Origin of the sequence: Aurantiacibacter xanthus (assembly GCF_003584015.1) — a bacterium.
Classification (GTDB): Bacteria; Pseudomonadota; Alphaproteobacteria; order Sphingomonadales; family Sphingomonadaceae; genus Alteraurantiacibacter; species Alteraurantiacibacter xanthus.
In genome coordinates this window covers 1-19,086 of the sequence record NZ_QXFM01000022.1, presented here as the reverse complement: position 1 = coordinate 19,086, position 19,086 = coordinate 1, and the positions used below count along the sequence as shown (strand labels likewise).

The 19,086-nt window shown below is 65.6% G+C and carries 15 protein-coding genes; 8 read left to right on the top strand and 7 right to left on the bottom strand.

The genetic code is table 11. The features are described 5' to 3' along the window. Positions 1–26: 26 nt before the first annotated feature. Positions 27–665 (bottom strand): glutathione S-transferase, encoded by a 639-nt coding sequence (locus tag D2V17_RS03135; protein ID WP_119591683.1) that lies wholly within the window; start codon positions 663–665, stop codon positions 27–29. Continuing rightward, the gene (gene trhO / locus D2V17_RS03130) at positions 655–1,602 is read right to left on the bottom strand and encodes an oxygen-dependent tRNA uridine(34) hydroxylase TrhO (RefSeq protein WP_119591682.1); all 948 of its coding nucleotides are present in this window, start codon (positions 1,600–1,602) and stop codon (positions 655–657) included. Before trhO ends, D2V17_RS03135 begins: the two co-directional genes overlap by 11 nt. Before the next feature lie 130 nt (positions 1,603–1,732). On the opposite strand from trhO, the gene D2V17_RS03125 reads away from it, so the two are divergent. Continuing rightward, positions 1,733–3,286: a carotenoid oxygenase family protein gene (locus D2V17_RS03125; RefSeq protein ID WP_191229060.1), complete on the top strand. Its 1,554-nt coding sequence runs from the start codon at positions 1,733–1,735 to the stop codon at positions 3,284–3,286. A gap of 34 nt (positions 3,287–3,320) precedes the next feature. Then, complete coding sequence (locus D2V17_RS03120) at positions 3,321–3,926, top strand: nuclear transport factor 2 family protein (protein WP_191229059.1); 606 nt, start codon at positions 3,321–3,323, stop codon at positions 3,924–3,926. Between the two features lie 8 nt (positions 3,927–3,934). Here D2V17_RS03120 and D2V17_RS03115 read toward each other — a convergent pair whose 3' ends face one another. The 5 genes from D2V17_RS03115 to D2V17_RS03095 all read right to left on the bottom strand — a co-directional run bounded on the left by D2V17_RS03115 (position 3,935) and on the right by D2V17_RS03095 (position 12,801). Further along, positions 3,935–4,816, bottom strand: coding sequence for an SH3 domain-containing protein (locus D2V17_RS03115; RefSeq protein ID WP_119591690.1), 882 nt, complete (start codon positions 4,814–4,816; stop codon positions 3,935–3,937). A gap of 178 nt (positions 4,817–4,994) precedes the next feature. Continuing rightward, positions 4,995–5,939 carry an OmpA family protein gene (locus tag D2V17_RS03110; protein ID WP_245978487.1) on the bottom strand — a complete coding sequence of 315 codons (945 nt, stop codon included), beginning with the start codon at positions 5,937–5,939 and terminating at the stop codon, positions 4,995–4,997. 272 nt (positions 5,940–6,211) lie between these two features. Next, entirely contained in the window at positions 6,212–7,972 is a 1,761-nt protein-coding gene (locus D2V17_RS03105; protein ID WP_119591679.1) for a DUF8021 domain-containing protein, read from the bottom strand. Between the two features lie 129 nt (positions 7,973–8,101). Further along, positions 8,102–10,201 (bottom strand): PQQ-dependent dehydrogenase, methanol/ethanol family, encoded by a 2,100-nt coding sequence (locus D2V17_RS03100; protein ID WP_245978485.1) that lies wholly within the window; start codon positions 10,199–10,201, stop codon positions 8,102–8,104. A gap of 86 nt (positions 10,202–10,287) precedes the next feature. After that, positions 10,288–12,801: a TonB-dependent receptor gene (locus D2V17_RS03095; protein ID WP_191229058.1), complete on the bottom strand. Its 2,514-nt coding sequence runs from the start codon at positions 12,799–12,801 to the stop codon at positions 10,288–10,290. Positions 12,802–12,995: 194 nt separating this feature from the next. Here D2V17_RS03095 and D2V17_RS03090 point away from each other — a divergent pair, with 194 nt between their 5' ends. From D2V17_RS03090 to D2V17_RS03065, 6 genes are all read left to right on the top strand, one after another. Continuing rightward, the gene (locus D2V17_RS03090) at positions 12,996–13,937 is read left to right on the top strand and encodes a helix-turn-helix domain-containing protein (protein ID WP_191229057.1); all 942 of its coding nucleotides are present in this window, start codon (positions 12,996–12,998) and stop codon (positions 13,935–13,937) included. A gap of 107 nt (positions 13,938–14,044) precedes the next feature. Then, positions 14,045–15,007 (top strand): SMP-30/gluconolactonase/LRE family protein, encoded by a 963-nt coding sequence (locus D2V17_RS03085; protein WP_119591675.1) that lies wholly within the window; start codon positions 14,045–14,047, stop codon positions 15,005–15,007. Continuing rightward, positions 15,007–15,702, top strand: coding sequence for a nuclear transport factor 2 family protein (locus D2V17_RS03080; protein WP_119591674.1), 696 nt, complete (start codon positions 15,007–15,009; stop codon positions 15,700–15,702). Before D2V17_RS03085 ends, D2V17_RS03080 begins: the two co-directional genes overlap by 1 nt. Further along, on the top strand, positions 15,699–16,505 hold the full coding sequence (locus D2V17_RS03075) for a nuclear transport factor 2 family protein (RefSeq protein ID WP_119591673.1): 807 nt from the start codon (positions 15,699–15,701) through the stop codon (positions 16,503–16,505). The genes D2V17_RS03080 and D2V17_RS03075 overlap by 4 nt, the downstream gene beginning before the upstream one ends. Positions 16,506–16,624: 119 nt before the next feature. After that, positions 16,625–17,389 carry a nuclear transport factor 2 family protein gene (locus tag D2V17_RS03070; RefSeq protein ID WP_191229056.1) on the top strand — a complete coding sequence of 255 codons (765 nt, stop codon included), beginning with the start codon at positions 16,625–16,627 and terminating at the stop codon, positions 17,387–17,389. 4 nt (positions 17,390–17,393) lie between these two features. Continuing rightward, positions 17,394–19,086, top strand: a 1,693-nt coding sequence (locus tag D2V17_RS03065) for a PQQ-dependent dehydrogenase, methanol/ethanol family (protein WP_119591671.1), incomplete at its 3' end; no start/stop codon positions are given.

Sequence of the window (19,086 nt, the reverse complement as noted above, 5' to 3'; positions counted from 1 at the left end):
TGCGCGTCATTGCTATGCCTAACCGCTTAACTGGCCGGGAACAGCGCCACTGGATCGCCCCCGGCCCATGGCGCGTGCTTGACCATGGCGCGGGCGAACAGCTCGCTTTCCTTGTGCCCGGCGAGCCACTGTTGGACCTGCGGCAAGTCTTGCGCGGCGAACCAGTCGCGGTCGGTGTGCGCAAACTGGCGGACGAAGGGGAAGATCGCCGCGTCGACCATGCCCATCGCTTCGCCGCCAAGCTGCGGCTGCCGGGCAAGCCGCTCCTCCAGCACCTGCAACAGCGCGAGGCCTGCTGCGCGGTGCTCCTCCGGGTCGCAGTCATAGCGGTTGGGATGTTTGTAGCGGTCGAGCGCGTGCTTGAACGGGCCGTCGTTGGCCGCGATCAGTGGGTCGTCGGCGCTGGCGAGCCAGCCTTGCGGGTCGGCGCGGCGCAGCGCCCAGACCATGATGTCGCGGCTCTCGTCGATCACTTCGCCAGCGGGCGTGACCACCACCGGCACCGTCGCCTTGGGCGAGGCTTCGCGCAGCGCATCGGGCTTGGCCGAAAGCTTGACCTCGCGCAGCACGCAGGCCGTGCCGCTCACCAGCAGCGCCAGCCTCGCGCGCATGGCATAGGGGCAGCGGCGAAAGCTGTAGAGGATCGGCAGCGTGTCAGCCGTCACGGTCGTGCCGGGCCCCGATATGCGCCTCGCCCCGTGCGGCGGCGAGCTGCTCCTGCCGGTGCCGTTCGCGCAAGCCAGCGCGCTGCTCGTCGGTGCGGCTGGCGTGGCAGTGCGGACAGCTCACCCCGGCCTCATAGAGCGGCGAGGCCAGTTCCTCCTCGCCGAGCGGCAGGCGGCACGAGTGGCATAGCGCATAGGTGCCCTGTTCGAGCCCGTGGCGCAGGCTCACCCGCTGGTCGAACACGAAGCACTCGCCCTGCCACAGGCTCTCGGACTCGGGCACCTGTTCGAGATATTTGAGAATGCCGCCCTTGAGGTGATAGACCTCGTCGATCCCTTCGGCTTTGAGGAAGGCGGTCGACTTCTCGCAGCGAATGCCGCCGGTGCAGAACATCGCCACCCGCTTCTTGCCGCCCGACAGCAGCTGCGCCTGCCGGGTGCGCCACCAGTCGGGAAACTCGGTGAACGAGGCGGTTTCGGGGTCGATTGCCCCCGCAAAGGTGCCGATGGCGACCTCGTAGTCGTTGCGGGTGTCGATCACCACGGTTTCGGGGTCGCTGATGAGCGCGTTCCAGTCCTCCGGCTCGACATAGTGGCCGACCTTTTCGAGCGGGTCGATGTCAGGTTCGCCCATGGTGACGATTTCGCGCTTCAATCGCACCTTCATGCGGAAGAACGGCATCTTTGTCGCGCGCGAGAGCTTTACGTCGGTCTCGGCGTAGCCGGGCAGGGCGCGGATGTGGGCGAGCACTGCGGCAATGCCTTCGTCGCTGCCGGCGATGGTGCCGTTGATCCCCTCGGCCGCGAGCAGCAGCGTGCCCTTGATCCTCTGCGCCTCGCACAGCGCCAGCAGCGGGGCGCGCAGCGCCGCGTGGTCGGCAAAGCGGGTGAAGTTGTAAAGCGCGGCGACGCAGATCGGGAGGTCGGGTTCGGACATGGAGCGCCCGTTATCACGCGCGGCGGGGGTGCTCAATCGGGAGGCGCTCGTGCCCATCGTGTCAGCCACGCGGATTGACATTGACGCAATCGTTGTGTGTCGTAACGATCGTGAGGGAGAGGGGGATACGATGACTGACGATAAACAGCGAGCGGGGCTCGGTCGGCGCGACTTTCTGGGCGCGGGTGCAGCGCTGGCGGGGCTTGCCGCGAGCGCGGCCTCGGCACAGGGCGCGGCAAGGGCGGCTCCGCAGGTCGACTTTCCCGACGAGCGCGGCACCTTTGGCGGCGGTGGTGCTGCGGCAGGCGCGGTCAACCGCACCGAGATGGACCTGCGCGACTGCGAGGTCGAGGGCGACTGGCCTACCGACCTCGACGGAGTGTTCTACCGTGTCGGCCCCGATCCGCAGTATCCCAAGCCCGAGGAACACAAGTTCGACATTCCCTTCGACGGCGAGGGCCACGTCTCGATGTTCCGCATCAAGGGCGGCCATGTCGATTACCGCACCCGCTATGCGAGGAACGCCCGTTACAAGGCGCAGGCCGAGGCCCGCCGCTCGCTGTTCGGGATGTACCGCAACCCGACCACCGACGACGCCAGCGTCAAGGGGCTCAACCGGGGTACGGCCAATACCCAGCTGTTCCTGCACCACGGCAAGCTGCTGGTGTTCAAGGAGGACAGCCCGCCGGTCTCCATGGACCCGCTGACGCTCGAAACGCTCGACCCGGAATATACCTTCGGCGGCAAGCTCGAAAGCCAGACCCACACCGCGCATCCGAAGATCGACCCGCTGACCGGCGAGTTCATCGGCTTCGGCTACGAGGCGGGCGGGTTCCTCTCCAAGGACGTCAACGTGTTCAGCGCCGACAAGACCGGCAACATCACCTGGTCGGTAACGGTCGAGGCACCCTATGCCGGGATGATGCACGATTTCTGCGTCACGCGGGATTATGTCGTGCTCTATCTCGTCAACATGGTGGCCGACGCAGAGCGCATCCGCGCAGGCGGGGTGCACTTCTCTTACGACAGCACCAGGCCATGCTATCTCGGAGTGCTGCGGCGGGGCGGCGATGGCCGCGACATCAAGTGGTTCACCGGCCCGAACTACTTCTGCACCCACGTGATGGGCGGCTGGAACGATGGCACGAAGATCACCGTCGACATGGACGGGGGCGAGGGTAACCAGTTCCCGTTCTTCCCCTCGCTGCACGAGCCGTTCGACCCGGTGAAGGCGCAAGGCTACCTGCGACGCTTCACCGTCGACATGGCCGACCGCGATAACGACAAATACGAGGCGGTGACGATCTTCCCCGAAGTCTCCGGCGTGCTCGCTCGGCAGGACGACCGCTTTCACACGCTGCCCTATCGCTATGGCTTCCTTCAGGCCAATGGCGGCTGGGCGGTGATCGACCATGCCACGCAGGCGAGCAAGGTGCTTTCGGTGCCCGACTACCGGCTGTCGGAGATGTGCTTCGTGCCGCGCCGCAAGGACGCGCCCGAGGGCGACGGCTATCTGATCGGGCTCGGTTCGAGCATGGCCGAGGGCGGGCGCTCTGACCTCATCCTGTTCGATCTGGCTGACACCGCGAACGGCCCGCGCGCGCGCGTGCGGATGCCCTATCAGTGCGTGGGGCAGGTCCACGGCTTCTGGGCCGATGCGAGCGACATTCCCGGCGCTGCCTGATGCGCCGCGTTCCCCTTCAATTGGAGAAACATCCATGTCTCTGAAAAGCTTGCTGGCCGGTGCCGCATTGATATTGGCGACCACCGTTGCTCCGGTAGCCGCGCGTGATCAGCCGACCTACGGCTCGAATTACGCCAACGACCGGGCCGAGATCGAGGATCTGATGGCGCGCTATCTGTTCGCGATCGATTACTCCGACTGGGACGCCTACGTCTCTGTCTTCGCCGAGGATGCCGAGCTGGAATATGCCACCGGTATCACGCGCGGGCGCGAGGCGATCCGCGAATCCGTGGTGAGCTTCAGCGGTAACATCGGCCGTTATTACCACACCGAGGATGGCCAGCCCGCCAAGCTTCGCCACGTGGTGCTGCAGGACGTAATCCGCATTGAGGGCGACTGCGCCTGGGGTCGCACGCTGTGGGTCGAAATGGCCAACAATGGCCCCGGCGACAGCATGAAGATGGGCACCTACGGCGTCTACGAGGACGAGTTTCGCCGCATCGACGGGCGCTGGCTGATCCAGCGCCGCAATGTGCTCAACGAGTTCCTCGACGGCCGCAATTCCGGGCCGGACAATCCGGTGTCCGAAATGGATGCGGCCGCCGAGGCCTATGCCGCGAGTGTCGCCGCGCTGCCCTAGTAGGCTCCCTACTGGAGATCCTCGACCGAGACCCAGCCGCGCGTGCCGAAGCTGTCTTCGGCTTCGATCCACAGGCCGTCGCGCTGGCCGGTCGGGGTGAGCGTGGTTCCGGCCCGCAGCGCGCGCACCTCTCCGGCTGAGGATGAGGCGGAAGTGCGCAGGACGGTGTCGACCGCGACGGTTGCAGCAGCCGTCGCAGCCGCCGGAGCCGCACTGCTGGCAGGCGCAGCAGTCAGGGCAGCGCCCTGCGCGACAAGGCTGTTGAAGGCGATGACGAAAGCCTCGGTCAGCTTGCGGCCTTCCGAGCTTCCGGCATAGCCGCTGGTCTCGGCCAGCCCACGCGCAAAGGTGCCGCCCGATCCGCGAAAGTTGAGCGTCGTCGAGGTGACGGTGCCGGTTCCTGCGGCAAGCGGCTGGCCCGTCGCGGGGTTCACCACGGTCAGCCCTGCGGCGACAGTGGTGCGTCTGCCGCCAAGGCCGCCCAGCATCCCCAACGCTGCACCGCCGAATGGCACCGACCGCAGAATGCTGGTGGCAGCCCCGGACCTGACGAGCGCCTCGGCGGCGGCGCCGCGGGCGAACTCCACGCTCTGGTCGACCTCCTCCTGCGAACCGGCCACGGCGGTGACGAGGAACCGCGCAGGCTCGGTCCCACCGTTGTGCGGGGTGAAACAGCCGCTTTCGGTGGCGAGACTGGTGAGCAACTGGCGCGGAGAGCCAAGATTCCACTGTGACCAGCCTGCATTGGGGCTGTCCACCAGCGCAATGGAGCCAAGGCTGACCTCGCACTTCACCAGCTGGACCGGCTCGTCCGCCAGCGCCGGACTGGCTGTGGCCAGGACAAGGGTGGCAGTGGCGGCAAGGCTTGCGAGCTTCAGACTGGTATGCATCATCTATCCCCCGTGATTGATTGGGGATCACGCTACGTCTGGCTCAGCAATTTGGCCGCATGACGTTTCCTGACGATGCGGGAAATATCGGAAAGACAACGAAAAAGGCCCGGCACGAATGCCGGGCCTTCCGTTCTGCCCGCCCTGTGAGGGCTTAGGCGGGCGAAAAATCCAGGGCTTAACGGTAGGCCACTTCCTGACCGTCATCGACGGCCTTGCTGACCAGAACGTTCACCGCCACGCGCCGGTTCTGTGCCTTGCCGGCCGGGGTGGTGTTGTCCGCAGCCGGATCGGCCTCGGCCATGCCGGTCGGGGTCAGCATGCGGTAGGGCGCCCAGCCGCAGGCCTGCTGCAGATAGTTCACCACGCCGCCAGCACGACGCTCGCTCAGGGTCTGGTTGAACTCCTGGCTGCCATCGGTGTCGGTGTAGCCGACGACCAGCAGCAGGGCGTTATCGATCTGCTCGGCCTGCGACGCAGTGGCGCAAAGCTCGTTCTGGGCCGCCGGGGTCAGACGCCACTTGCCGCTGTCGAAATAGACGTTGGCGGTGTGACGGATGTTGTACTGGTCGATGTTGGCAACGCGGCTGCGCAGGCCGTCGATGGCTTCATCGTGCTCGGCAAGCTGCTGTCCGTGCATGGCGAACTGGCGCTGCGTGCCACCACGGATCATCTCGGCGGTTTCGTAGTCCGAGGTCTTGTACTTCACGCGGCTGGCAATCAGGCCGCCGGCATAGTTCACCGTTTCGATCTCGACCGGCAGACCGGGCAGGAGGTCGGAACTGGCCAGCTCGGTGCGGCCAAGACCAAGGAACCCGCCGCTGCCGGTGACGCGGGTGGCTTCACTCAGCGATACTTCCGCCTCGCTGTTGTTGGTGGCGTTGACGATCAGGCGGTTGCCGGTGCGGGCCGCCAGAATGCCTTCGATCTTCGGACCGGCTTCGAGACCGGAAAGATCGGTCGGGATCTGGCCGTAGACGTTGATCTCGTTGTCGGTGGAAGAGGCAGCGGCCTGCTGCTGTTGCGCCCGCTGGCTGGGCAGTTCCTGCGCCGAAGCGGTTGCGCCCATCGGCGCGGCAAACATTGCACTGGCAAGAAGAATGCCGGTAGTTTTCGAAGTCATCCTCATCATAGTACTCCTTAAATCTATCCTATCCATGTTGCCACGGACGCAATCACGAAATTTCACAGACACGCTGTGAATAACAAAATGAATTTCTTGTCACCATTTCAGACAAGCTCATTCGTGTAGAGCATGACGTAAACGGGTCGGCTGGTGGACTGTTCCCCCCGACCTGTCGCGCAGATTAACATTCAGAAAGATTCCGCCGATTCTCACGATAGTATGTGATTATCCTGCGGCGAAACGTGGCGAAAATGTGATTCCGTTTCGCGCTACCTGTGCTGAATCGGGCGCATGCCATAGGGCAGTTCGCTGGTGAAGGCTTCGATCCGCACAATGCGCCCACCGTCAAAGCGCGCCATTTCGATCACCTGATAGGTAAGCGGATAGCCGCTGCCATCGGTGGCGGGCCGGTCCTCGTATTGGCGATAAACGGCAAGGCCGCGCGCTTCATCCATCGCGAGCAGTTCGATGTCGCGCACACGCTCGATCCCGGCGAGGGCCGGGCTGCCGAAGGGGGTGGGGCAGGTGCCGACATCCTGCCCGTTGACCAGCCAGCGGCAGTCGTCGGCAAACAGGTCGGGCGCGGGGCCGTTGCCCGCCAGCGCGGAGAAGAAGGCGTGCATTCCGGCGGCCATGTCGGCGCGGCTGGTGCGCCCGGCCTGCGGCAAGGGAGCGAACTGCGGCGCGCTGACCGGCTCGGCATAGGGCGCGCCATATTCCTTGCGCCGCACCAGCACATCGGCCCCGCCGATCGCGTCGCCGTCGCTGAGCATGGTGATCGCGGCCCAGGCGGGCTGGCCATGCTCCTCGATCCGGCCGATCCACACGGCCTTGCCGGTCTCGGCGTCGGCCACGATCAGCGGGGTGGGGTCGACCGACGTGATCGTGCGCCAGACGCTCTCCCCAATGCGGATGCCGACCGAGTTCTCGGCATAGCCGACCGGCCTCTCGCTCCAGTTGAGGCCCTGCCAGCGGTTGCCGGCCATGGCCGAAACGAGCGCCGAGGCATTGGCCGTGAGGCAGTGGTTGTCGCATTCGGCGGGGCGGGGCGCGTAAAGCGGGAACTTCGCCTCGTCGCCCCAGAACGGGTTGTGCATGAAATAGGGCACATAGGTGAAGGTCGCCTCGATCCGCTGGATTTCGCCGTCGCGGATGCGGAAGGCTTCGAGCAGCGTGATCGAGTTGGGCCACTTGAGCGCGGTCTTCATCTCGCTGCCGTTGGTGAGCAGATAGCGGTCGAACTCGTTGGCATGGTCGAAAAAGCCTGCGCCGACGACCACGCCGCGCTGTTCGTCGACCAGCGGCAGGTGGCGGCGGATGCGCTTGTTGATGCGGTAGATGCCCAGCTCGAACTGTGCGCGGCAGCCCGCGGCGATGGCTGCGGCGCTTTGCTGCTGGCCGGGGATCGGGGCGGTGGTGAGGATGCCGTTTTCGAGCCGCGCGCAGTCTTCGCTGAACGGCGCGAAGACTTGCCCGTCGTTGAGTTCGACCGTGTCGAAATAGGCGTCGGCGATGGCGAGCATCCGCTCGCGCGGGCGGCGTTCTTCCTCGGGCAGGATTTGTGCGAACTCGGCGAAGTGCTCCATGCCCTGCCAGTCGCCATAGGGGGCGGGCAGGCCCGACTTGCGGTGGATGACCGCCTCGGCCTCGTCGATCAGGCCACCCGACACGTGGATGCGCACGGCATAGAAGCTGGCAATGTCGTTTTCGCGGATCGAGCCGAACCAGGCGGCGTGGCCGGTGGTCTCGTCCGCCACGAGCAGGCCGTTGTCATCCACCTCATGGGTGGTTCGCCAGGAGCCCTCGCCAAGCGCGAGCGGCACATTGTTCTCGGTGTAGAGTAGGTCGCTGCTGAGGGGCAGGGCCGAGGCGTCGCCTGCGGCGAGCGCGTCCACGAACTGCTGCATAGTGCCGGTGAGGCAGGCGTAGTCGCACTGGACTGTGCGCAGCGCGCTTTCCTCGCCCGGAGCCTGCGCGTGGGCGGCCATGGGCAGGGCAAGGGCGATGGCGGCTAGCAAATGGTACTTCATCTCGGCGTCTCTCCCACATCACCTCCGCTCATCCTGAGCTTGTCGAAGGATTGTCCTTGTTCGAGCGTTACGCCGGCAGAAAAGGACAGCCCTTCGACAAGCTCAGGGCGAACGGGTGTTGGTTCTCAATTACGGATGCCCCGCATCGGCATAGTCCTCGTTTGCCCGCGCAATCAGGAAGGTGTGGATGTCGCTCGCATCCTGCTCGCTCAGCACGTCGTCGAAGCCGAGCATCCCCCGGTCGGCATAGATCCCGCGCAGCACGATATCGTTGAACTTTGCCCGCGTTTCGGCGGTCATCCAGCGCAGATCTTTCACGCCGCCGATGGCGTTCTCGCCGTGGCAGCGGTTGCAGCTCTCGCCGTAAAGCGCACGGCCCCGCGCGACCTCGGCCTCGGTCGCGGTCAGCCACGGCGGGCGTGGCAGCGCAACGGCGGGGGCGGGCGGGGGCAATGTGACGCCAGAAGCACCAAGCTTGAACACGAGCAATTTAGCCGAAGAGGTGCTGAACGGGCCGAGGTTGTACACCGGCGATCCGCCCCACCCGGCGTTGATCGCGATATATTGCTCACCGCCCGCCATATAGGTGATCGCCCCGGCAACGGGCACCTGATCAATGGCCATCTCCCATAGCTTGCGGCCGTCATCGGCGGCATAGATCGCGAGCGTCTTGTCGATGGTGCCCTGCACCAGCAGATTGCCCGCCGTCGCCAGCACACCGCCCGAGCCGGGCACACGGTAGGGCACCCGCCATGCCTCGCTTTGCGTCACCGGGTTCCACGCGAGCAGATAGCCCTTCTCCGCCGCGTTGATCTGCTCCTGCAATTGGCTGCGCAATTCGGGCATATTCCCGCGCGCCTGCCCCGAATTGCTGCGGTGGTGGACCCACGCGGGCTTTTCCTCGGCGCGGGCATAGATCGCGCCCTGTTCCTGCGCCGGGAAATAGACCAGCCCCGTTTGCGGGCTGTAGGCCATCGGGTGCCAGCTGTGCGCGGCGAGCCAGCTCGGGCTCATGATGTGCGGGGTGGTGCCATTGTGCGCGCCGGGCATCAGCACCGGGCGGCCCGTCGCCATGTCGATGCGGCTCGCCCAGGTGTTGACCGAGACATAGCTTTCGGCGCTCAGCAGTTCGCCCGTCGCCCGGTCGAGCACGTAGAAAAAACCGTTCTTGGGCGCCTGCATGATCACCTGCCGGGTGCGCCCGCCTATCCGCAGGTCGGCAGTCATCATCGGCTGGGTGCAGGTGAAGTCCCAATCTTCCTCGGGCACCATCTGGTAGTGCCACTTGTACTCACCTGTATCGGCATCGACCGCCACGATCGAGCACAGGAACAGGTTGTCGCCTTTGCCCTCGCTGCGGAAGTGCCACATGTGCGGGCTGCCGTTGCCGGTGCCTATATAGACGAGATTGAGCGCGGGATCGTAGATCATCGAATCCCACGCCGCGCCGCCGCCGCCGATCTCCCAGAACTTGCCGAACCATGTCGGTCGGGCGATGTCCATCGCGCTGTCGGAGGCTTCGCCATCGGGGCCATCGGCGGGGTTGCCGGGGACGATATAGAACTTCCACAGAGGCTCGCCGGTGTTCACATCGTAGGCGGCAACGAAACCGCGCGTGCCGTAGTCCGCTCCGCCGTTGCCAATCACCACCTTGCCATCGAACACGCGCGGTGCGCCGGTGATCGAATAGGCCTCGGCGCGGTCGAAGGTCTGGGTGGTCCACAAGTGCTCGCCGGTCTTGGCGTCGACCGCGATCAGCCGCCCGTCGAGCGCGGCGATGATGATCTTGCCTTCCCACGCCGCTATCCCCCGCGAGGTCGGGCCGCAGCAGGCGAGCCGCGCCCATTCCGCGCCGACCTCGGGGTCGTAGGTCCACAGCTTTGCGCCGGTCGCCCCGTCATAGGCGGTGACGACGTTGTAAACGCTGGCGTTGTAAAGCACGCCATCGACCGCGAGCGGAGTCGCCTGCACGCCTCGCATGGTTTCGAGGTCGTCGAACCAGGCGAGGCCGAGCTGGCTGACATTGCCCTCGTTGATCTGCCTGAGCGGGGAATAGCGCTGCTCGCCCCAGTCGCGGCCATAGCTCATCCAGTTGCCCGCATTGGCAGGCGCATCCACCGCGCGCATGGCCGCGCCATTCACCACGGCAGAAGCAGAAGGCTCGGGGAGCGACTGGCACGAGGCCAGCGCCAGTATTGCCGTAGCCCAGAGCGGTCCTCGCAGCGCCAATGTTCGTTCTCCCCCTTGTTCGCGCATCCTTGGGTATGTCGCGGGCCGGGGAGCCGCGCGTGCAGCGCCCCGGGCCCGAAGTCCTATCAGAAGTTGCGGCGCAGGGTCAGCGCGAACTCCTGCGGGCGGCCCGGCTGCCCGGTCACGTAGTAGCTGGAGAACTTGTTCAGGTAGTAATAGCTGTCGAACAGGTTCGTCGCTTCGAGCGAGACCGACCAGTCTTCGTCTTCGCTGCGGAAGGTCAGCCGCGCATTGGCGAGCGTGTATTCGTCCACGTTGACGTTGGGGTCGCAGGTGAAGTTGCCGCAATAGCCCGGCGTATAGACCACATCGAACCGCGGCGTGAGCGAGCCGACCCCCGCGATGTCGAGCGTGTACTGTACGCCCGCCGCCCACTTGAACTCGCCGATGCCCGGACGCTTCGATCCGACCACAATCGAGGTGGTGGGGAAGTTGATCGCGGTGAACTCGAAGTCGGTCAGGCTCATCGAGCCGTCGAACACCAGCCCCCAGACCGGCTCGATGGTGGTTTCCAGCTCGAAACCCTGCACGCGCGCATCGCCGATGTTGAGATATTGCCCGCACAGGCCCGGCACACCGCCCTGATCGACCGGAAGCTGTTCGCCATCGGCATCGAGGCAAACCTGCGGCACGCCCTGATAGCCCTCGTAGTCCATGTAGAAGGCGGTGGCGTTGAGGCGAACCGCGCGGCCAAGCAGGTCGGCCTTGAAGCCGGCTTCGTAGGCTTTGATCTTCTCGGCCCCGAACGGGCGGATCTGCTGGAAGCTGTATGGGCGCGGTGCCACGCCGCCGCCCTTGAAACCGGTCGCGAACTGGGCGAACAGCATCAGGCTCTCGCTCACCCGGTAGCTGGCGGCGAGACGATAGTCGGTGAGCGTTTCCTCATATTTGCCGACCTGTCCGGTCAGCGGGTTCTGCGGATTGCTCAGCGGCAGATATTCGCCGTTCCCGTCGGGGTTGTAGCGGGCATAGGTATAGTCCTTCTGTTCGTGTGTAACGCGCAGGCCGCCTTCGAGTGTCAGGCTCGGCGTGATGTCCCAAGCCACATTGGCGAAGCCTGCATAGCTGGTGAGATCGGCCGTATCGTCGTTGATGAACGAGAAGCACGGCGTCGCGGCCGGGCAGAAGCCCGAGAACGGCGTGTGGATGCGCCCTTCGTAGCGGGTCGAGGCATCGTAGTAGAACCCGCCGAGCGTGAAGTGGACGGTGTCGTCCACCAGGTTGCCGCTGAGGCGCAGTTCCTGGCTGAACTGGTGGTGATAGAACTTCGTCGTATCCTGAATGAACACCACAGGCGAGTTGTCGTTGTCCGATCCGCTCAGGCTCTCGTATTTGCGGTAGCCGGTGATCGACAGCAGCGAGAGACTGTCGGACAGTTCGTAGGAGATCGAGCCCGAGACGCCCCAGCCATCGACCTGCGAGGCGGATTCGGCGATGAACGGCCCCAAGGGCGCGCCCGCGACATAGGCCGAAGGCGGCCCCGGCGGCGCGGCGATGGCGGAATACATCACCCCCGGATCGTAGAAGTTGGCGTAGCTGGCAAAGCCGTCGTTCAGCACCGCGCCTGCGCGGCGATACTGGCCGTAGGGCACGAAGCGATCATCGTAGGCCACACCCTGATAGGGGATCGACAGGCCCGAGCGGTCGGTGGGATTGGCCGAACCGGCATTGGCGCTTTCGGCACTCGCGATCAGCACCGATGCCTGCGTCTCCGACGTGTCGCGGGTGTAGTCGCCCGACAGGTTGATTTCGAGCGGGACACTGCTGGGCGCAAAGCGCAATTGCCCGCGCATCGCATACATCTGCTGGTTGCCCAGCGTGCCGAGTTCGCAGTCACTGCCGGAGGCAAGGCGCGGGATTGCGCCCGAGACAACGTCGGGGTCGCCCGGATTGAGGCAGGCATAGTCGTAGCGCGTGACATAGCCATCACGGTTGCGGGTGACGCCGCTGATCCGCGCATAGAGGTCGCGCGCCACGGTGAAGTCGGCGCTGGCCTTCACATCGCGGCGCTTGAAGCTGCCGATGGTGGCTTCGACATAGCCGCCTTCGCCGTTGGGCTTGCGCGAGTAGAGCTTGATCGCGCCGCCCGCCGAATTCATCCCCGCCAGCGTGCCTTGCGGGCCGCGCAGCACCTCGATCCGCTCAAGGTCGGACAGGTCGAAGGCCGAGGCGGTGACGGTGCCGAAATAGATATCGTCGATATAGATGCCCACGCCCGGCTCGACCGAGGGGCTCTGGTCGGCCTGACCCACGCCGCGGATAAACGCGCGCATCGAATTGCCCGAACCCGAGGGGTTTTGCTGGAGGATCAGGCTGGGCGTCTGGTCGGAGATCTGCGGCAGGCTGGTCTGGCTGCGCGCTTCGAGCATGTCGGCGGTGACGGCGGTGATCGACAGCGGCACGTCCTGCAGCACCTGCTCGCGCATCTGCGCGGTGACGACGATGGTGGTATCCCGCGTGCGCTCGGTATCGCCCTCGGTCTGGGCGAGGGCGGGGCTGCTGGCGAGCATCAGTGCCACGGTGCCAGCGGTGCTGGCGCGGAGCATGGATTTGGAAAGGCCGAAAGCGCCTGAAGTCATGGTGTCTCTCCCTAGCTGCCGCCTGTGTTCGCGGCTTCGCTGTTCATAAATGGCCGCCAGCGGGCGCAGGCTTCTGTCGCTTCGGCGCGGCCTGCTTGCTTGCCTCCTGGCTTGCGCAATCATAACGAATGGTAATGTTTGCGCCTTGACCTTTTTAGTCGCTACACTTGCCGCAATTGGAAGGGGGAGAGACCTTGGGGCAGTCGATTGACCTTGCCGACTATGATCGGCCCGCACGGCGCGATGCGTGGGACCATGCCTCGAACTCGCTGTTTCCGGGCCTGCGGGTGGAGCTTGCTGCCGACGAGGCGCTGCGCGGTTCGATTGCCAGCGTGGATCTTGGCCGTGCGCATCTGTGTGCCATCGAGACCCCGCCTGCCGAGGCGCACCACGTGCCGACGCCGCAGCATTCCGACACCTGGCAGCACGTCTCGCTGATGGTGCAGCCCTGGGGCCGCACCACGCTGGTGAGCGCAGGCGGCGAGATCGCCATGGCACCGGGCGACATGTGCATGGTCGACGAGCGCGCGCGGTTCCGCATCGTCACGCAGGAGTTTTCGCGGCTGCTGTTCCTGCGCTTGCCGCGTGCTGCGGTGCTGGGGCGCTACCCGCACCTCAACCGCCTGTGCGGCAAGCTGCTGCCCGCCAGCGACGCCGGCACCCGCCTGCTGTCGGACAGCCTGCAACGCATCAGCGAGGTCGCCGCCGATCTGGGCGAGTTGCAGCGCGCGGCGGTGGTCAGCTCGACGATCCAGATGCTGGGCGTGGCGCAGGCCTTCGCCGAACTGCCCGAAAGCGCGGAGTGGCGGGTGCGCCGCGCCGCCGACTTCATTGAGATGAGCCTCTCGGTAACCGGGATCACCGCCAGCGACATCGCCGAGGAGCAGGGGATCAGCCGTCGGCGGCTCGATCAGCTGATGAAGCAGGCGCGCGGGGTCTCGATCTCGGGCTACCTGTGGCAGCGCCGCATGGAGCAGAGCGCGGCGGATCTTGCCGATCCGCACAAGGCTACGCTGTCGATTGCGCAGATCGCCTTTGCCAATGGCTATGAGGATGCCGCGCATTTCACGCGGGCTTTTCGTCGCTCTTATGGAACCACGCCGGGTAGGTGGCGCGAGCGGCCTGTCGCGTGTTGAGTCAAGGCGAGGTTCCATTTGGGACCATGGGCGGCTCTACCATCGGCCCTCCGCGATGCTACTATGCCGGGAAAGAGCCCGTCGCGGGCCGAGATTGGGAGATAGTCATGAGCAGCTGGTCGAGCCCTGTTCTTGCGCTGAGCCTTGCCGGTGCGCTGGCGGCCTGCGCCCATGCCGAGGTGCCGCTTGCGAGCGAGCCGGCCGCGCAGATCACCATCAACGGCGAGGGCCTTTTCCCCGAGAGCATCGCCTCCGATGCGGCGGGCAACATCTATGTCAGCTCCAATCCGGGCGTAATCTATCGCGCGCTGGCGGGCAGCAATGTTGCCGAGCCGTGGGTGCAGCCCGATGCCGGTAGGGGCGCTGTCTCGGCCTTCGGCGTGCTGGCCGACGATGCGCGCGGGCTCTTGTGGGTGTGCTTCAACCCGGCGATGGGGACCGAGGGCGGGGCGCCCATGATAAGAACCTTCGACCTTGCGAGCGGCGCGCTTGCGGCCAGCTACGCGCTTGCCACGGGCGAGGGGCCTGCGATGTGCAACGACATGACCGTCGCCGCCGATGGTGCGGTGTTCGCGAGCGAAATGCTCGGTGGGCGGATCATGCGCCTTGCGCCCGGCGGCGAGCGGTTCGAGGTCTGGGCGGCGGACCCCGAATTCGCCACGCTCGACGGCATTTCCTTCGCGGCGGACGGCACGCTCTATGCGAACGCGATCCAGCGCGGCACGTTGCTGCGCATCCACCGCAAGGCCGACGGCAGTTTCGACCGCGCCGAGCAGGTGCAAACCTCGCGCGATATGGTGACGCCCGATGGCCTGCGTCCCTTGTCCGACGGGCGGATGCTGCAAACCGAGGGCGAGGCGGGGCTGATCACCGTGATTGCCTTCAACGCGGATGGCTCGGCCACGGTCACGCCGATTGCCGAGGGGGTGGACTATGCCTCGTCGGTCACGCCGGTGGGCGGGCGGGCTTACTTTCCCGAGGGCAAGCTGCGGTTCCTGTTCGGCCCCGACGCGGGCAAGGATCCGGGCAGCTTCGTGATCCGCTCGGTGGCAATCCCGGAGGTGGAATAATGCGGATACTGTTGGCCATGGCCGCCCTCGCACTGCCTGCCTCGGTGCAGGCGCAAAGCGCGGCCCAGTCGGGCGAGATTGCCGCGCTCGATGCGCGGGTGACGGTGCTTGAGGGGACGCGCGAGGTGCGCAACCTCCAGCGCGCATTCGGCTATTTTATGGATCGTGGACTGTGGCGGCAGGCGGCGCAGCTGTTCGCCGACGATGGCACCATCGAGATCGGGCTCGACGGCGTCTATCGCGGACCGGAGCGGATCGAGCACTATCTGCGCCTGCTGCACGGCGGGCAGGAGGGGCTGATCTACGGTCAGCTCAACGAATGGGTGACGCTGCAACCGATGATCGCGGTCGCGCCCGATGGCCTGAGCGCCAGCGCGCGTTGGCGTGATCTGGGAATGCTCGGGCAATACAAGAGCCACGCCGAATGGCGCGACGGCATCTACGAGAATACCTATGTGAAGGGCGCGGACGGCAAGTGGCGGATCGCGAGCCTCACGCTCTATGTGAACTTCGTCGTGCCCTACAAGGAGGGCTGGGCGCGGCTCGAACCGGGCGAAGGGCTGACGCGCTCACAGGCGTCGATGGACTTCCCGCCGGATGCGTCGTCGAGCGTTGACGGTGCGGCTTTTCCGGCGGTGAACGTGCCGCCCTTTGCCATTCCCCACCCGGTGACTGGGCGCGAGGTGCGGCGATGATCCCCTCACACACCCCCGCTCATCCTGAGCTTGTCGAAGGATTGTCTTATTCCTCACGCGCCTGTCTCGAAGAAAAGGGCAGCCCTTCGACAGGCTCAGGGAGAGCGGTTCTGAGTCTAATACTGGGCGCGCTGCTCGCAACCCCACTCCAGGCCCAGACCGTCGACCAGCGCATTGCCGACTATCGCCAGCGCGTCGAACGGCTGGAAGACCGCGACGCGATCGAGAACTTGCAGGCAGCCTACGGCTATTACTTCGACAAGGGCCTGTGGAGCGAGGTCGCTGACCTGTTCGCGCGCGACGGCACGTTCGAATACGGGATGCGCGGCGTCTACCGCACCCCCGCCCGGATCGAGCGCGCGCTGCTGCTGTTCGGGCCGGAGGGCCTCGCACCGGGCTATCTCAACAACCACATGCAGTTGCAGGCGGTGATCACCGTGGCCGAGGATGGTCGCACAGCCTCGGGAAGGTTTCAGGGCATGGTGATGCTTTCAGAACCCGGTCACAACGGCGTCTGGGGTGTGGGCATCTACGAGAACCGCTATGTGAAGGAAGGCGGCAAGTGGAAGATCGCCAGCCTGCATTTCTACCCCACCGGCTTCACCGACTACGACCTTGGCTGGATGAAGTCGCAATTGCCGCTGGCGGGGCAATCGGCGCTGTTCCCGCCCGACGAGCCGCCAAGCGAGCCCTATCGCGCGCTGCCATCGAACTACATCCCGCCGTTCAGCTATCGCCATCCGGTGACGGGCGAGGAGATTACGCTCGTCCAGCCGGCGGACGATCTGGTGGGGAGGGAATGATGCGCAAGGCTTCCATACAAAACCCCGCTCATCCTGAGCTTGTCGAAGGATTGCCTTTCTTCTTCCGTCACGCTCGCAAAGGGAAAAGCAGCCCTTCGACAGGCTCAGGGCGAGCGATATTGTTGGGGTTAAGTCTCGCACTCGCCACCCCCGCCGCCGCGCAGGACACTATCGAACAGCAGCTCGACCAGCTCGACCGCCGCATCACCCGGCTCGAAGACATGAACGCGATCGAGACGCTCCAGCGCACCTACGGCTACTTCGTCGACAAGGGCCAGTGGACGCACCTGTCCAACCTGTTCGCGGAAGACGCCACGCTCGAAATCGGCGGCAAGGGCATCTTCGTCGGGCGCGAGCGGGTGCTCGAATATATGCAGACCGCCTTCGGGCCGGACGGCGCGCCGATGGGCATTCTCGTCAACCACATGCAGTTCCAGCCCGTCACCCATATCAGCGAGGACGGGCGCGAAGGCTGGCTCCGCGGGCGCGCTTTCGTGATGGCGTCGAGCGGCTGGGGCCTGCCGCTTTATGAAGACGCCTTCGAAAAGGGCGAGGATGGCGTGTGGCGGATCAGCCGTCTGACCGGCCCCTTCACGATGTACACCAGCTGGGCGGGGTGGGGCGAGAATGCGCTCAACAACACCTGGCCCGACAAGTTCGACCCGCCGCCAGACCTCCCTCCCTCGGTGGTCTACCTGACCTATCCGGCCTACTACATCGTGCCGTTCCACTATCCGCACCCGGTGACGGGCGAGGTGTTCGAGGCGGGCGCTGCCGAGGCCGGGGCCTATCACCGCCCGCCCGGCACAGCCGAACAGCAGCAGAGCCTGACCGTCGGCCGCACGGTCAACGGCAGCCAGCCGATCATGCCTCCCGGAGACTAGACCCTTGCGCATTCCCGCGATTGCGGCAGCCCTTCTGCTCGCCTCTTGCACCACGGCCACGGTTCCGCCGCAAGCCGCCGCTCCGGTGGCCGAGGCGGGTGAATGGACCAGCGACGGGCGCGACTATTCGGCGCAGCGCTATTCTCCGCTCACGCAGATCAATGCGCAGAACGTGAGCCAGCTCGGCCTCGCCTGGTATGACGATCTGGACACCTATCGCGGGGTCGAGGCGACGCCGCTCTATGCTGATGGCGTGCTGTACAACACGCTGCCGTGGAACATCACCATTGCCTACGACGCACGCACGGGCGAACGGCTGTGGACCTACGATCCCAAGGTACCGCGCGAATATGGCCGCTATGCCTGCTGCGAGCCGGTCAGCCGGGGCCTCGCCATGCACGAGGACAAGATCATTATCGCCACACTCGACGGGCGGCTGATCGCGCTTGACAAGGCCAGCGGCGAGCCGGTCTGGACCAGCCGCGCCTTCCCCGAAAACACGCGCTACGCCTATTCGATCACCGGCGCGCCGCGGGTGTTTGATGGCAAGGTGGTGATCGGCCAGTCGGGCGGCGATATGGGGGTGCGCGGGTTCGCCGCCGCCTTCGATGCCGAGACCGGCGAGAAGCTCTGGAAGTTCTACCTCACCCCCAATCCCGAAGACCGCCCCGATGGCGAGGCGAGCGACAGCGTCAACGCAATGATGCGCGCCACCTGGGCCGATGAAGGCCTGTGGCGGCAGCTCGGCGGCGGGGCCAATCCGTGGGACAGCTTCGCCTACGATCCAGAACTGAACCTCGTCTATGTCGGAACGGGCAATGCCGTCCCGCATTCGCGGTTCTATCGCTCGAACAACGAGGGCGACAACCTGTTCGTCTGCTCGATCGTCGCGCTCGATGCGGATACGGGCGAATATCGCTGGCACTACCAGATGAACCCCGGCGAGGAGTGGGACTGGACCTGCACCCAGTCGATAATTCAAGCCGACCTCGAAATCGACGGTCGCCAGCGCAAGGTGCTGATGCAGGCCCCCAAGAACGGGTTTTTCTACGTGCTCGACCGCGCAACGGGCGAATTCATCTCCGCCGAGGCGCATGTGTTCCAGAATTGGAACGCCGGGTTCGACGCGAAGGGCCGCCCGATCACCCGCGAGTCTGTGCGCTACACCGAAATGCCCGTCCTGCTCGCGCCGGGGCCGGGCGGGGGCCATAACTGGTTTCCGATGGCCTTCTCGCCGCGCACCGGCCTTGCCTATTTCCCCGCTTACCAATCGGCCTTTCCCTTTGCGGTGATGCCCGATTGGGCGCCTGCGCCCTTGCGCTCGAACTCGGGCTGGGGTGCGAGGGGTGAAGAGGCCGTGCGGCGGCAGGGCGAGCTGTTTGCTGAGGCCGCGCAATACGAGAAAGCCTGGCTCACCGCCTGGGACCCGGTCAAGCAAGAGGCCGCCTGGCGGGTCGAACTGCCGCGCCACGGCAATGGCGGGGTCTTCGTCACCGCGTCTGACCTCGTGTTCGAGGGCACCACCCGCCAGACCTTCGCCGCCTTCGATGCGCGCACTGGCGAGGAGCTGTGGAGCTATCCCACCCAGAGCGCGCCGGTGGCGGGCGGCATCACCTATATGCTCGACGGGGTGCAATATGTGGCGGTCAACGCGGGGTGGGGCGGCGGCGCGGCGCAGATCGAGCGCGGGGCCGGGA

What these genes read in the sequence shown, in the direction of transcription:
- trhO (WP_119591682.1), bottom strand. Translation starts at nt 1,602, where the DNA reads ATGTCCGAACCCGACCTCCCGATCTGCGTCGCCGCGCTTTACAACTTC.
- D2V17_RS03125 (WP_191229060.1), top strand. Translation starts at nt 1,733, where the DNA reads ATGACTGACGATAAACAGCGAGCGGGGCTCGGTCGGCGCGACTTTCTG.
- D2V17_RS03120 (WP_191229059.1), top strand. Translation starts at nt 3,321, where the DNA reads ATGTCTCTGAAAAGCTTGCTGGCCGGTGCCGCATTGATATTGGCGACC.
- D2V17_RS03115 (WP_119591690.1), bottom strand. Translation starts at nt 4,816, where the DNA reads ATGCATACCAGTCTGAAGCTCGCAAGCCTTGCCGCCACTGCCACCCTT.
- D2V17_RS03110 (WP_245978487.1), bottom strand. Translation starts at nt 5,939, where the DNA reads ATGACTTCGAAAACTACCGGCATTCTTCTTGCCAGTGCAATGTTTGCC.
- D2V17_RS03105 (WP_119591679.1), bottom strand. Translation starts at nt 7,972, where the DNA reads ATGAAGTACCATTTGCTAGCCGCCATCGCCCTTGCCCTGCCCATGGCC.
- D2V17_RS03095 (WP_191229058.1), bottom strand. Translation starts at nt 12,801, where the DNA reads ATGACTTCAGGCGCTTTCGGCCTTTCCAAATCCATGCTCCGCGCCAGC.
- D2V17_RS03085 (WP_119591675.1), top strand. Translation starts at nt 14,045, where the DNA reads ATGAGCAGCTGGTCGAGCCCTGTTCTTGCGCTGAGCCTTGCCGGTGCG.
- D2V17_RS03080 (WP_119591674.1), top strand. Translation starts at nt 15,007, where the DNA reads ATGCGGATACTGTTGGCCATGGCCGCCCTCGCACTGCCTGCCTCGGTG.
- D2V17_RS03075 (WP_119591673.1), top strand. Translation starts at nt 15,699, where the DNA reads ATGATCCCCTCACACACCCCCGCTCATCCTGAGCTTGTCGAAGGATTG.